Consider the following 13,682-nt stretch of genomic DNA (forward strand, 5'->3'; position numbering starts at 1 on the left):
CCCATCGTCCACCCGTCCCGGCCGCGCGTGTCATGACGACGGACGGGACGACGAGAACCGCAAGAACATCGCAGGAACCACGAGGGGAAACAGCAGGTGAGTATGGAGGCCCCAGCGGCGGTCACCGAAGCCCGGCACACGGGCCCGGCCGCCCCGCTCCGCGGCGGAACCGGGTTCTGCCGGGTCACGGTCGTCGCGCCGGACAGTCGCGTCGACGTGGCGTTGCCCGAGGACATCCCCGTCGCCGACCTCTACCCGGAGATCCTCCGGCTGTCGGGACAGAGCCCCGCCGAGGGCGCCCCGGTCGGCTACCACCTGGTACGCCGCGACGGCACCGTGCTCGACGGCGCGCGGTCCCTGGCCGCGCAGCGCATCCTCGACGGCGAGCTGTTCGCGCTGCGGCCCTTCGCCGAGTCGCTGCCCCCCGCGGTCTTCGACGACGTCTCCGACGCCGTCGCCTCCGCCGTGGCCCGCGACCGCACGCTGTGGACCGAGAGCCTGACGCGCGGCGCCGGACTCTTCGGCGGATCGGTCCTGCTGTCGCTGGTCGCCTTCGTCCTGTGGACCGCCGACCCCCGGCACGACATGCACGGCCTGCCCGGCATCCTCGCCGCCGTCGTCGGCGTCCTGCTGCTCGCGCTGGCGGGCGTACGGGCCCGGGTGTACGACGACAGGGCCTCGGCCATCGCCCTGGGCATCGGCTCGCTGGCCAATGTCGCGGTCGCCGGCGCCGGGCTGCTCCCGCCGACGGCGGGGGAGGGCATCGGCCGGCTCCAGTTCCTGCTGGCCTGCGTCGCCGTCCTGGTCGCCTCGGTGATCCTGACCATCGCCGCGCCCGGCGGCGACGGCCCCTTCGTCGCCTTCGTCTTCGCGGCCGCCGTGGGCGCGCTGGTCACCTTCGTCGCCATCGTCACCGGCATGGCGCCCACCGAGACCGCCGCGCTCTGCGCCCCGCTCGCCGTCGGCGCGCTCGCCTTCCTGCCCGGCCTGTCCACCCGCTTCGCCCGGCTGCCCATCGGCTTCGAGCCGCCGCGCTCGGCCGTCACCGCGTACGGGGCCGACGAGCCCGCGCCACAGGAGCCGATCGACGCCGCGCGCATCGCCGCCCGCGCCCGGCGCGGCCACGAACTGCTGGTCGGCCTGGTCGGCGGCTGCGCGCTGGTCGCGGTGGGCGCCGCCGCGGTCCTCGGCTTCTCCGACGGCGTCTGGGGGCAGCTGCTCGCCCTCGCGACCGGCGTCGCGATGCTGATGCGCGCGTACCTCTTCCGCTACACGGCCCAGGTCGGCTGCGCCCTGGCGGCGGGCCTCGGCGCGCTCGTCCTGCTCGTCCTCGGGCTCTGCCTCAATCCGCCCGTGGCGCTGATGCGGGGCGCGCTCGGGGGCGACGGCGCCGCGCTCGACATCCGTACGATCTGGCTGACCACCGCGGTCACCGCCGTGGCCGCGCTGATCACCGCCATCGCGCTGATCGTGCCGCGCAAGGGCGTGACCCCCTTCTGGGGCCGTTTCCTGGAGATCGCGGAAGCCTTCGTGCTGCTGACGCTCGTACCGCTGTGCCTCGCGGTCTTCGACGTCTACCACGCGATCCGCGCGCTCACCTCCTGAGGCCCCGGCCGCGCCCCCGCCCGTCGCGCTGCGGGGGCGCGGCGAGAGGGCCCGAACGGGCTGGTACTCTGGGCGACGGCCGTTTGTGCGCGTATCGCCGGACCCTGCACAGGATCCCCGGACCGCGCGCGACGGATCTCCCGCCTCCCGAGTCACGGAAGCTCCCCAGAGTATTCGACCTGGGGCACTCGAAGGCCACGAAGACCCACGAGGAGTACGCGTGCCGCTCGACGCCGCTACGAAGAAGACGATCATGACCGAGTTCGGCACCAAGGAGGGCGACACCGGCTCCCCCGAGGTCCAGGTCGCCATGCTGTCGCGCCGGATCTCGGACCTGACCGAGCACCTCAAGACCCACAAGCACGACCACCACTCCCGTCGTGGTCTGCTGATCCTGGTCGGTCAGCGCCGCCGCCTGCTCCAGTACCTGGCCAAGAAGGACATCCAGCGCTTCCGCGCGCTGGTCGACCGCCTGGGCATCCGCCGCGGTGCGGCCGGCGGTGCCAAGTAAGACACCGTGAAGGGAGCGGTTCCCACTTCCAGGGGGCCGCTCCTTTCGCGTACGCACGGAACACGCGTACGCCATGAAGAGTGCGCCCGGCGCCCCGCCCGGGACGGCGTGACCGCCATCCCGCGGCCAGGCTCAGTAACCTGGTGCACGAGCACAACAGAAGAGCACGCGTACCCGCACCACTGAAGTACCGCACCACTGAAGTACCGCACCACCGAAGAGGAGGAGCGATCTCCACCGCCGCCGGTCCTCGGTAGTGGCGCCCGGAACACGCGGCCCATGCCGCCACCCCGGGTGCTTCGATCGAAGACCGGCCCGCACGAAGGAGCGCTTCTCCGCCACGTCCCCTGCCACACGGGCACCGGACGAAGACGAGGAGAGAACACTAGTGGAGAACGAGACCCACTACGCCGAGGCCGTTATCGACAACGGAACCTTCGGCACCCGCACCATCCGCTTCGAGACGGGCCGGCTGGCCAAGCAGGCCGCCGGTTCCGCCGTGGCCTACCTGGACGACGACACCATGGTGCTGTCGGCCACCACCGCCTCCAAGAAGCCCAAGGACCAGCTCGACTTCTTCCCCCTCACGGTCGACGTCGAGGAGCGCCAGTACGCGGCCGGAAAGATCCCCGGATCCTTCTTCCGCCGCGAGGGCCGTCCCTCCGAGGACGCGATCCTGACCTGTCGCCTCATCGACCGCCCGCTGCGCCCCTCCTTCAAGAAGGGCCTGCGCAACGAGATCCAGATCGTCGAGACGATCATGGCGCTCAACCCCGACCACCTGTACGACGTGGTCGCGATCAACGCCGCCTCCTGCTCCACGCAGCTGGCCGGCCTGCCCTTCTCCGGCCCCATCGGCGGCACCCGCGTCGCCCTCATCAAGGGCCAGTGGGTCGCCTTCCCGACGCACACCGAGCTTGAGGACGCCGTCTTCGACATGGTCGTCGCGGGCCGTGTCCTGGAGGACGGCGACGTCGCGATCATGATGGTCGAGGCCGAGGCCACCACCAAGACCATCCAGCTGGTCGCCGACGGCGCCGAGGCCCCCACCGAGGAGGTCGTCGCCGCCGGTCTGGAAGCCGCGAAGCCCTTCATCAAGGCCCTCTGCAAGGCCCAGGCCGACCTCGCCGCCAAGGCCGCCAAGCCGACCGGCGAGTTCCCCGTCTTCCTCGACTACCAGGACGACGTGCTGGAGGCGCTGACCGCCGCCGTCCGCGGCGAGCTGGCCCAGGCGCTGACCATCGCGGGCAAGCAGGACCGCGAGGCCGAGCTGGACCGCGTCAAGGAGCTGGCCGCCGAGAAGCTGCTCCCGCAGTTCGAAGGCCGCGAGAAGGAGATCTCCGGCGCCTACCGCGCGCTGACCAAGGCCCTGGTGCGCGAGCGCGTCATCAAGGACAAGGTCCGCATCGACGGCCGCGGCGTCACGGACATCCGTACGCTCGCCGCCGAGGTCGAGGCCATCCCGCGCGTGCACGGCTCCGCGCTGTTCGAGCGTGGCGAGACCCAGATCCTGGGCGTCACCACCCTCAACATGCTCCGCATGGAGCAGCAGCTGGACACCCTCTCCCCGGTGACCCGCAAGCGCTACATGCACAACTACAACTTCCCGCCCTACTCGGTCGGCGAGACCGGCCGCGTCGGTTCGCCGAAGCGCCGCGAGATCGGCCATGGCGCGCTCGCCGAGCGCGCCATCATGCCGGTCCTGCCGACGCGCGAGGAGTTCCCCTACGCGATCCGCCAGGTCTCCGAGGCGCTGGGCTCCAACGGCTCGACGTCCATGGGCTCGGTCTGCGCCTCCACCATGTCCCTGCTGAACGCCGGTGTGCCGCTCAAGGCCCCCGTCGCCGGTATCGCCATGGGCCTGATCTCCCAGGAGATCGACGGCAAGACCCACTACGTCGCCCTCACCGACATCCTCGGTGCGGAGGACGCCTACGGCGACATGGACTTCAAGGTCGCCGGTACGAAGACGTTCGTCACCGCGCTCCAGCTCGACACCAAGCTCGACGGCATCCCCGCCTCGGTCCTGGCCGCCGCGCTGAAGCAGGCCCGCGACGCCCGCCTCCACATCCTCGACGTGATGAACGAGGCCATCGACGTCCCGGACGAGATGTCCCCGAACGCCCCGCGGATCATCACCGTCAAGATCCCCGTGGACAAGATCGGAGAGGTCATCGGCCCCAAGGGCAAGATGATCAACCAGATCCAGGAGGACACCGGCGCCGACATCACGATCGAGGACGACGGCACCATCTACATCGGTGCCGCCGACGGACCGGCCGCCGAGGCCGCCCGCGCCACGATCAACGCCATCGCCAACCCGACCATGCCGGAGGTCGGCGAGCGCTACCTGGGTACGGTCGTCAAGACCACCACCTTCGGCGCGTTCGTGTCGCTGCTCCCGGGCAAGGACGGACTGCTGCACATCTCGCAGATCCGCAAGCTCGCCGGTGGCAAGCGCGTGGAGAACGTCGAGGACGTGCTCGGCGTGGGCCAGAAGGTCCAGGTCGAGATCGCCGAGATCGACCAGCGCGGCAAGCTCTCCCTCATCCCCGTGATCGAGGGTGAAGAGGGCGCCGAGGCCGAGGCCGAGGACGCGAAGGACGACGCTTCCAAGTGACCTCCAGCCCCAGGACGACGGCCCGCACCTCCTCGGAGGCGCGGGCCGTCGCCCGTACCCAAACCCTGCTCAAGGGGGAGAACGGGATCGGCACGGTCCGCCGCACGACCCTCCCCGGCGGCCTGCGCGTCGTCACCGAATCCCTCCCGTCGGTACGCTCAGCGACCTTCGGCATCTGGGTGCAGGTCGGCTCGCGCGACGAGACCCCGGCCCTCAACGGCGCCACCCACTACCTCGAACACCTCCTCTTCAAGGGCACGCGGCAGCGCAGCGCCCTCGACATCTCCTCCGCCATCGACGCGGTCGGCGGCGAGATGAACGCCTTCACGGCGAAGGAGTACACCTGCTACTACGCCCGTGTGCTCGACAACGATCTGCCGCTCGCCATAGACGTCGTCTGCGACATGCTCACCGGCTCGCTCATCGAGGCGGCCGACGTCGACGCCGAGCGCGGGGTCATCCTCGAAGAGATCGCCATGACCGAGGACGACCCGGGCGACTGCGTACACGATCTGTTCGCGCAGACCATGTTCGGCGACAGCCCCCTGGGGCGGCCCGTCCTCGGCACCGTCGAGACCGTCAACGACCTCGACCGCGACCGGATCGCCCGCTTCTACCGGAAGCACTACGACCCGACGCGCCTCATCGTGGCCGCCGCGGGCAACATCGACCACGCCGCGGTGGTCCGCCGGGTCCGCAAGGCGTTCGACCGGGCCGGCGCCCTCTCCCGCACGGACGCCGTCCCCGTCGCACCCCGCGAGGGCAGCCGCGCCATCCGCGCGGCGGGCCGCGTCGAGCTGCTCAACCGGAAGACCGAGCAGGCCCATGTCGTCCTCGGCATGCCCGGCCTCGCCCGCACCGACGAGCGGCGCTGGGCCCTCGGCGTGCTGAACACCGCGCTCGGCGGCGGTATGAGTTCCCGGCTCTTCCAGGAGGTACGGGAGAAGCGCGGCCTGGCCTACAGCGTGTACTCGTACACCTCGGGCTTCGCCGACTGCGGGCTCTTCGGCGTCTACGCCGGCTGCCGCCCCAACCAGGTCCACGACGTCCTGCGGATCTGCCGCGACGAACTGGACCGGGCCGCCGCCGACGGCATCGCCGACGAGGAGATCGACCGCGCCATCGGCCAGCTCTCCGGCTCCACGGTCCTCGGCCTGGAGGACACCGGCGCGCTGATGAACCGCATCGGCAAGAGCGAGCTGTGCTGGGGCGCCCAGCTGTCCGTGGACGAGATGCTGGAACGGATAGCCGCGGTCACCCCGGACGACGTACGCGCGGTCGCCCGCGATGTACTGGGACAGCGCCCGTCCCTGTCCGTCATCGGCCCCCTCAAGGACAAGCAGGCCGACCGCCTCGAAGCGGCGGTCTCCTGACCGCTCGCGGACACCGGGCCGGGGAAACCGGACCGCACCACAGAAGCCCGAAGGAAGCAGAGCAATGAGCAAGCTGCGCGTGGCCGTCGTCGGAGCCAAGGGCCGCATCGGCTCCGAGGCCGTACGGGCCGTCGAGGCCGCCGACGACCTGGAACTGGTCGCGGCCCTCGGCCGGGGCGACCAGCTGGAGACGCTGGTGGAGACCGGCACCCAGGTCGTGGTGGAGCTGACCACCCCGGCGTCGGTGATGGGCAACCTCGACTTCTGCGTACGCCACGGCATCCACGCCGTCGTCGGCACCACCGGCTGGACCGACGAGCGCCTCGCGCAGCTGGGCACCTCGCTCGCCGCCTCCCCGGAGACCGGGGTGCTGATCGCGCCGAACTTCTCCATCGGCGCGGTCCTCACCATGAAGTTCGCCGAGACGGCGGCCCGCTGGTTCGAGTCCGTCGAGATCATCGAACTGCACCACCCCGACAAGGCCGACGCGCCGTCCGGCACCGCCCACCGCACCGCCCAGCTCGTCGCCGCCGCCCGGACGGACGCGGGTCTGCCCGCGCAGCCCGACGCGACGGTCACCGAGCTGGCCGGTGCGCGCGGCGCCGATGTGGACGGGGTACGGGTGCACTCCGTACGCCTCCGGGGCCTCCTCGCCCATCAGGAGGTCGTCCTCGGCGGCGAGGGCGAGACGCTCACCGTCCGCCACGACTCCCTGCACCACAGCAGCTTCATGCCGGGCATCCTGCTCGGTGTGCGCCGTGTGGTGTCCGCCCCGGGCCTCACCTTCGGCCTGGAACACTTCCTCGACCTGAGCTGACTGTCATGCGCGCGAAGATCACGTACTTCCTCACGGCCGCCGTCCTGGTCGTCTATTTCGTCCTGGTCGGCAGCCGAGGCGTGCTGCTGATCGAGCACGGCACACTGCTCACCGTCACCTTCGGCGTCGCGGTGCTGATCCTGCCGCTGATCGGTCTCTGGTTCCTCTGGAAGAGCACTCAGTTCGTCAACCGGGCCAACCGGCTCGCGCAGGAGCTGGACGCCGAGGGCGGGCTGCCGCTCGACGAGCTGGTCCGCACCCCGGGCGGGCGGATCGACCGGGACTCCGCGGACGCCGTCTTCGCGGAGCGCCGCGCCGAGACGGAGGACGCCCCGGACGACTGGCGCTGCTGGTTCCGGCTCGCCATCGCGTACCACGACGCGCGGGACACCCCGCGCGCCCGCAAGGCCATGCAGCGTGCCATCGCGCTGCACGACGGCAAACCCGTACCCGCCTGACCGGCGCGCTCCGGTACGCCAATGCCGGTAACGCGTGAGCGGGGGGCCGGCCTCCACTGGAGGCCGACCCCCCGCTCAGCCGCGGTGGGTGTACGGAAAGACCCGCACGGGACGGGTCAGGAGGGGCGGTATTCGGCGCCCCACGCCTCGACCATGTCGGCGGCCCGGTCGAACGCCTCACCACGCGACAGGAAGTCCGCGTTGTGATCGGTGAGCAGCGCGAGCGGCTCACCCTGTCGGCGTACGACCACCAGGGCCTGACCCTGCACCGTGCGCGGCAGCCCGAGCCAGCGGACCGGCTGCTGGACCGTGCGGACAGCCGTGATCCCGTCCCACGCGACGGTGACGGTCATGAGCAGTCGCACCCGGCGTACGCCGTGCCGGCTCACCCACGCCCCCATCCGCAGCATCCGCAGGGCGATGGCGATGACCACCGCCGCGACGACGAAGCACGCCGTCGCACCGGACAGGGCGCCCGCGGCGGCGATGATCACCGTCGCGAGCAGAACGAACGAGGCCAACAGCAGGAGCAGCGCAGCCGCTGCCACCCGCCAGGGACCCGGGCGGTACGGACGCCGCCATTGATCATGATCGTCGAAGGGCAGCGCGACATCATCGGTCGCGTCAAAAGCCCGGTCGGCCGTCAGGAAGGGCAGGGGCACGACTGATCCTCACTCACAAGCACGCTCGATTGCTGTGCCCGGTGAGGCTACCGATGACGTACCGGTCCGGACCAGCCGAGGGGGCCGGACGAGTCATCAACGTCCCTGGGACGCCTCGGACTGCTGGCTGTGCCCCGCCGACTCCCCGGACTGCAGCGCGGGTGTCCCCAGCAGCAGCGCCCCGATGAATCCGGCGGCGACGGTGAGCCCGATCAGCGTACGTCCCAGCAGCTCCGGGACGGTGGCCCGCTGTCTGGGGGGCGGGGTGACATTACTGCGGAAGCTGTCGGCCTCGGCGACGAATGCGAATGGGACGGCCTCTCGCCGGCGGAACATGGAGGGCACTCCTCAGGGTCTCGTCTCGGAACGCGGCCGAGGTACGGCCGCTACTGGGAGAGACGAACAGAGGCGCCATTCGGTGCCCGATTTCCGGGAATTGGCGGAGGAACGTCAGGGGTGCGGCCTCCGCCGCCGGTCGCTGTCAGTGGCGAGCCGTAGAGTGGGCGCCGCCCGAGCGATGCGACTGGAAGGACCCCGCCGGTGAGCGACACCCCCGCCGAGACCAAGCCGAGCTTCCGCAGCGATGTCACTGTCGACCTGGTGAAACACGCCGCGGGCGACTCCGACGTGCTGTGGGCCGCGCGTGTCTCCACCGCAGGCGAGCAGTCCCTGGAAGAGATCACGAAGGACCCCGAGCGCTCCAAGGGACTCATCAACTACCTGATGCGGGACCGGCACGGCAGCCCCTTCGAGCACAACTCGATGACCTTCTTCATCAGCGCCCCGATCTTCGTCTTCCGCGAGTTCATGCGCCACCGCGTCGGCTGGTGCGTCGCGGGTGACACGGAGATCACTCTGGAGAGCGAGTCGGGGACCCTCCGGCGCCGGACCATCGCGGATCTGCACCAGCTCTGGCATCTGGGCGTGGAGGACCGTCTGCCGCACTCGGCCGGCGGCGTCACCTGGCACGGCGAGGCCGGCAAATGGCTGGCGCAGGTGCGCAAGGGGGAGGAGAACCACCATCTCGGACTCTTCGAGAACAGGGAAGCCGCGGAATCCGCGGTGGTGGAGTTCCGCGAACTGCACCCCAGCACCCGTCTGCGGAAGCTGGAGTCGGTCCGGCGCAGCCATGTCCGCTGCTACGACGAGGAGACCCTGACCGCGAGCCGGGCCCGCGTCACCGACGTCATCGAGTCGGGGGTGAAACCGCTGATCAAGATCATCACGGCGTCCGGCAGAGAGCTGCGCTCCACCGTCGACCATGCGGTGCTGACCCCCGACGGCTGGCGCAAGGCCGGCGAGCTGGCGGTGGGGGACTCGGTCATGGCGGCGGCCGCCGACCCTCGCCCCTCCGAGACGCTCGTCCCTCCGAGCCTGCGCCGGGGCATCGGCGTCTGGACGTCGATGCGGCGTGAACGTCTGATCAAGGAAGAAGACGCCTGCCACCTCTGCGGAGCCGAGTTCCCCCGCGGCGAACTGGCTCTCGACCATGTGACGCCGGTCGCGGAGGATCTCACCCGCGCACTCGACGAGAGCAACCTGGCGCCTGCCTGCGCCGACTGCCACGCCACGAAGAGCGCACAGGAACAGGCACGCGCACGGCAGGGAGGGGAGATCGCCGTCGCCCGCCCGGACCGGATCGTCTCCCTCTCCGACGACGGGGAGGAGATGACCTACGACTTGTCGGTCGAAGGTCCATGGCACAACTTCCTGGCCAACGGCATCGTCGTGCACAACTCGTACAACGAGGAGTCCGGACGCTACCGGGAACTGCTGCCCGTCTTCTACGTCCCGGGCGAAGACCGCAAGCTGGTGCAGCAGGGCCGCCCCGGCAAGTACGAGTTCGTGGCCGGTACCGACACCCAGCAGGAGATCACGGAGCGTGCGATGCACGACTCCTACCTCCAGGCGTACGAGGCGTACCAGGAGATGCTGGCCGCCGGCGTGGCCCGCGAGGTGGCCCGCGCGGTCCTGCCCGTGGGGCTGTTCTCCTCGATGTACGCCACCTGCAACGCGCGGTCGCTGATGCACTTCCTCGGCCTGCGCACCCAGCACGAGCAGGCGAAGGTGCCGTCCTTCCCACAGCGCGAGATCGAGATGGTCGGAGAGCGCATGGAGGAGCACTGGGCGAGGCTGATGCCGCTCACGCACGCGGCTTTCAACGCGAACGGCCGTGTCGCCCCGTAGCGGGGCCTGTGTCCCGAGCGATCCGTACGGGACAGACCCCGTGGTCTGTCCCAGGACGGCCACGGACCTGTTTCCGCACTGTTCCAGGTCCGCTCCAGACCGTTCCTGACCGATCTGGGGCACATGTGTACGGTCGACCACGAGAAGTGTCCGTATTGCGGCGTTTAACGAACTTCATCTAGGCTGATCAAACGGACCCGGCACTGCTTGAACCCCCGAGCAGGCAGTGCCGGGCTCCTCTTGTCCCGTCCCCCAAGGGGACACGGCGAGCTGAGCAGCGAGTAGCGTGTTACCCATGGCTCCGATCTCCACTCCGCAGACCCCCTTCGGGCGGGTCCTCACCGCGATGGTCACGCCCTTCACGGCGGACGGCGCACTCGACCTCGACGGTGCCCAGCGGCTCGCCGTCCATCTCGTGGACGCGGGCAACGACGGCCTCGTCCTGAACGGCACCACCGGTGAGTCACCGACCACCAGTGACGCGGAGAAAGACCAGCTCGTACGAGCGGTCCTGGAAGCCGTCGGAGACCGGGCGCACATCGTCGCCGGCGTCGGCACCAACGACACCCGGCACAGCGTGGAACTCGCCCGCGCCGCCGAACGCGCCGGAGCGCACGGCCTGCTCGCGGTGACGCCGTACTACAACAAGCCCCCGCAGGAGGGCCTCTTCCGGCACTTCTCGGCCATCGCGGACGCGACCGGACTGCCGGTCATGCTGTACGACATCCCCGGCCGCAGCGGTGTCCCCATCGACACCGAGACGATCGTCAGGCTCGCCCAGCACCCGCGTATCGTCGCCAACAAGGACGCCAAGGGCGACTTCGGCCGCGCCAGCTGGGCCATCGCCCGGTCCGGCCTCGCCTGGTACTCCGGCGACGACATGCTCAACCTGCCGCTCCTCGCGGTCGGCGCGGTCGGCTTCGTCTCCGTGGTGGGCCACATCGTCACCCCCGAGCTGCGCCAGCTGCTCGACGCCCACCTCGCCGGTGACGTCCAGAAGGCGACCGAGATCCACCAGAAGCTGCTCCCGGTCTTCACCGGCATGTTCCGCACCCAGGGCGTCATCACCACCAAGGCGGCCCTCACCCTGCGCGAGCTGCCCGCCGGACCGCTGCGCCTTCCGCTGGTCGAGCTCTCGGCCCACGAAACGGCCCAGCTCAAGATCGATCTCGCGGCCGGCGGGGTACAGCTCTAACCAACGACTTCACAACTGAATACGCGAAAAACGGCAAACCATCGACAACACCCAGGAGCGGGAAACCGGTCCGCACGTACAGCCCACACAGACAACAGCACGTGTACGAATGTCATGCGCGCCACGTGCCTCAGAGGTACGTGGCGCGTGTGGTGAGGAGAGTCTTTTGAGTCATCCGCATCCTGAACTCGGCGCCCCGCCGAAGCTGCCCAAGCACGGCCTGCGGGTAACCCCGCTCGGCGGCCTGGGCGAAATCGGCCGGAACATGACGGTCTTCGAGTACAACGGCCGTCTGCTCATCGTCGACTGCGGCGTCCTCTTCCCCGAGGAGGAGCAGCCCGGTATCGACCTGATCCTGCCGGACTTCACCACCATCCGGGACCGGCTGGACGACATCGACGGGGTCGTGCTCACGCACGGCCACGAGGACCACATCGGTGGCGTCCCCTACCTGCTCCGGCTGAAGCCGGACATCCCGCTGATCGGCTCCAAGCTGACCCTCGCACTGATCGAGGCGAAGCTCCAGGAGCACCGCATCCGCCCGTACACCCTTGAGGTCACCGAGGGTCACCGGGAGCGGATCGGCCCGTTCGACTGCGAATTCGTCGCGGTCAACCACTCCATCCCGGACGCGCTGGCCGTCGCCATCCGCACCCCCGCGGGCATGGTGGTCCACACGGGCGACTTCAAGATGGACCAGCTTCCGCTGGACCGCAGGCTGACCGACCTGCCCACCTTCGCCAAGCTCGGCGAAGAGGGCATCGACCTGCTGCTGTCCGACTCGACCAACGCGGAGGTCCCGGGCTTCGTCCCGCCGGAGAAGGACATCTCGAACGTCCTGCGGCAGGTCTTCGCGAACGCCCAGAAGCGGATCATCGTGGCCAGCTTCGCCAGCCACGTCCACCGCATCCAGCAGATCCTGGACGCCGCCCACGAGTACGGCAGAAGGGTGGCCTTCGTCGGCCGCTCCATGGTCCGCAACATGGGCATCGCCCGTGATCTGGGCTATCTCAAGGTGCCCGCCGGTCTGGTCGTGGACGTCAAGACGCTGGACGACCTCCCGGACCACGAGGTCGTCCTCGTCTGCACCGGCTCCCAGGGCGAGCCGATGGCCGCCCTCTCCCGGATGGCCAACCGCGACCACCAGATCCGGATCGTCCAGGGCGACACGGTGATCCTCGCGTCCTCCCTCATCCCGGGCAACGAGAACTCGGTCTACCGAGTCATCAACGGCCTCACCAGATGGGGCGCGAACGTCATCCACAAGGGCAACGCCAAGGTCCATGTCTCGGGCCACGCCTCGGCAGGCGAGCTGCTGTACTTCTACAACATCTGCAAGCCGAAGAACCTGATGCCCGTCCACGGTGAATGGCGCCACCTGCGCGCCAACGCCGAACTGGGCGCGCTGACCGGGGTCCCCAAGGACCGCATCGTCATCGCGGAGGACGGCGTCGTCGTCGACCTGGTCGACGGCAAGGCCAGAATCGTCGGCAAGGTCCAGGCCGGCTACGTCTACGTGGACGGCCTCTCGGTGGGCGACGTGACCGAGACGCACCTCAAGGACCGCCGGATCCTCGGCGACGAGGGCATCATCTCCGTCTTCGTGGTGGTCGACTCCACCACGGGCAAGGTCGTGGGCGGACCGCACTTCCAGGCCCGCGGTTCCGGCATCGAGGACTCGGCGTTCGCAGCCGTACTGCCCAAGGTCGAAGAGGCCATCGGCCGCGCGGCCTCGGACGGCGTCGCGGAGCCGCACCAGCTCCAGCAGCTCGTGCGCAGGACCGTCGGCAAGTGGGTGTCCGACACCTACCGCCGGCGCCCGATGATCCTCCCCGTCGTGGTCGAGGTCTGACGTCGGGATCCGACCGAAACCTGAGCGGGGGGCCTCGATTTGCTTCGAGGCCCCCCGCTCCAGTACGTTTACGGCTCCACATCGACGGGAACCCGGGCCAAACGCGTGCTCGGATCCACCCGAAGAGGTGGGGGAATCCGACTCGGATAACTCTGATAAAGTCGGAACCGCCGGAAAGGGAAACGCGAAAGCGTGGAACTGGAAAGCGAAACCCCGCTCCGACGGGGAATCGGACACGAAAGAGTCTGATAGAGTCGGAAACGCAAGACGGAAACAAAACAAAGAAACACCGAAGGGAAGCGCCCGGAGGAAAGCCCCAGGAAATATTCTGTGGGTGAGTACAAAGGAAGCGTCCGTTCCTTGAGAACTCAACAGCGTGCCAAAAGTCAACGCCAGATATGT

At 69.5% G+C, this 13,682-nt stretch carries 10 protein-coding genes and 3 pseudogenes; 11 read left to right on the forward strand and 2 right to left on the reverse strand.

Annotated elements, in window-relative coordinates:
- Nucleotides 1-102: 102 nt before the first annotated feature.
- The 6 genes from eccD to DVH02_RS13145 all read left to right on the forward strand — a co-directional run bounded on the left by eccD (nt 103) and on the right by DVH02_RS13145 (nt 7,384).
- Complete coding sequence (eccD, locus tag DVH02_RS13120; protein WP_114623974.1) at nt 103-1,605, forward strand: type VII secretion integral membrane protein EccD; 1,503 nt, start codon at nt 103-105, stop codon at nt 1,603-1,605.
- 220 nt (nt 1,606-1,825) lie between these two features.
- Nucleotides 1,826-2,116 carry a 30S ribosomal protein S15 gene (gene rpsO, locus DVH02_RS13125; RefSeq protein WP_114623975.1) on the forward strand — a complete coding sequence of 97 codons (291 nt, stop codon included), beginning with the start codon at nt 1,826-1,828 and terminating at the stop codon, nt 2,114-2,116.
- A 388-nt stretch (nt 2,117-2,504) separates the two neighbouring features.
- Nucleotides 2,505-4,736 carry a polyribonucleotide nucleotidyltransferase gene (locus DVH02_RS13130; protein WP_114623976.1) on the forward strand — a complete coding sequence of 744 codons (2,232 nt, stop codon included), beginning with the start codon at nt 2,505-2,507 and terminating at the stop codon, nt 4,734-4,736.
- A complete protein-coding gene (locus DVH02_RS13135) occupies nt 4,733-6,109 on the forward strand; it encodes a M16 family metallopeptidase (protein WP_114623977.1) in 1,377 nt (458 codons plus the stop codon). Before DVH02_RS13130 ends, DVH02_RS13135 begins: the two co-directional genes overlap by 4 nt.
- A gap of 64 nt (nt 6,110-6,173) precedes the next feature.
- Nucleotides 6,174-6,926, forward strand: a complete 753-nt coding sequence (gene dapB, locus DVH02_RS13140; protein WP_114623978.1) for a 4-hydroxy-tetrahydrodipicolinate reductase — start codon at nt 6,174-6,176, stop codon at nt 6,924-6,926.
- Between the two features lie 5 nt (nt 6,927-6,931).
- Complete coding sequence (locus tag DVH02_RS13145) at nt 6,932-7,384, forward strand: tetratricopeptide repeat protein (protein ID WP_114623979.1); 453 nt, start codon at nt 6,932-6,934, stop codon at nt 7,382-7,384.
- 116 nt (nt 7,385-7,500) lie between these two features.
- Here the strand turns inward: DVH02_RS13145 and DVH02_RS13150 are convergent, their stop codons facing one another.
- Complete coding sequence (locus DVH02_RS13150) at nt 7,501-8,046, reverse strand: hypothetical protein (RefSeq protein WP_114623980.1); 546 nt, start codon at nt 8,044-8,046, stop codon at nt 7,501-7,503.
- Between the two features lie 96 nt (nt 8,047-8,142).
- Complete coding sequence (locus DVH02_RS13155) at nt 8,143-8,382, reverse strand: hypothetical protein (RefSeq protein WP_114623981.1); 240 nt, start codon at nt 8,380-8,382, stop codon at nt 8,143-8,145.
- 204 nt (nt 8,383-8,586) lie between these two features.
- Between DVH02_RS13155 and DVH02_RS36065 the strand changes: the two are divergent.
- The 5 genes and pseudogenes from DVH02_RS36065 to DVH02_RS13170 form a co-directional block, all read left to right on the forward strand.
- Nucleotides 8,587-8,874: pseudogene (locus DVH02_RS36065) on the forward strand (FAD-dependent thymidylate synthase); the annotation flags it as partial.
- Nucleotides 8,854-9,780, forward strand: a pseudogene (locus DVH02_RS36070) (HNH endonuclease); the annotation flags it as partial. The pseudogenes DVH02_RS36065 and DVH02_RS36070, both read left to right, overlap by 21 nt.
- Before the next feature lie 3 nt (nt 9,781-9,783).
- Nucleotides 9,784-10,233 (forward strand): annotated as a pseudogene (thyX, locus tag DVH02_RS36075) (FAD-dependent thymidylate synthase); the annotation flags it as partial.
- A 295-nt stretch (nt 10,234-10,528) separates the two neighbouring features.
- On the forward strand, nt 10,529-11,428 hold the full coding sequence (gene dapA, locus DVH02_RS13165; RefSeq protein ID WP_114623983.1) for a 4-hydroxy-tetrahydrodipicolinate synthase: 900 nt from the start codon (nt 10,529-10,531) through the stop codon (nt 11,426-11,428).
- 166 nt (nt 11,429-11,594) lie between these two features.
- Nucleotides 11,595-13,280 (forward strand): ribonuclease J, encoded by a 1,686-nt coding sequence (locus tag DVH02_RS13170; protein ID WP_114623984.1) that lies wholly within the window; start codon nt 11,595-11,597, stop codon nt 13,278-13,280.
- Nucleotides 13,281-13,682 lie beyond the last annotated feature (402 nt).

This window comes from Streptomyces corynorhini (genome assembly GCF_003346515.1).
GTDB classification, from domain to species: Bacteria; Actinomycetota; Actinomycetes; order Streptomycetales; family Streptomycetaceae; genus Streptomyces; species Streptomyces corynorhini.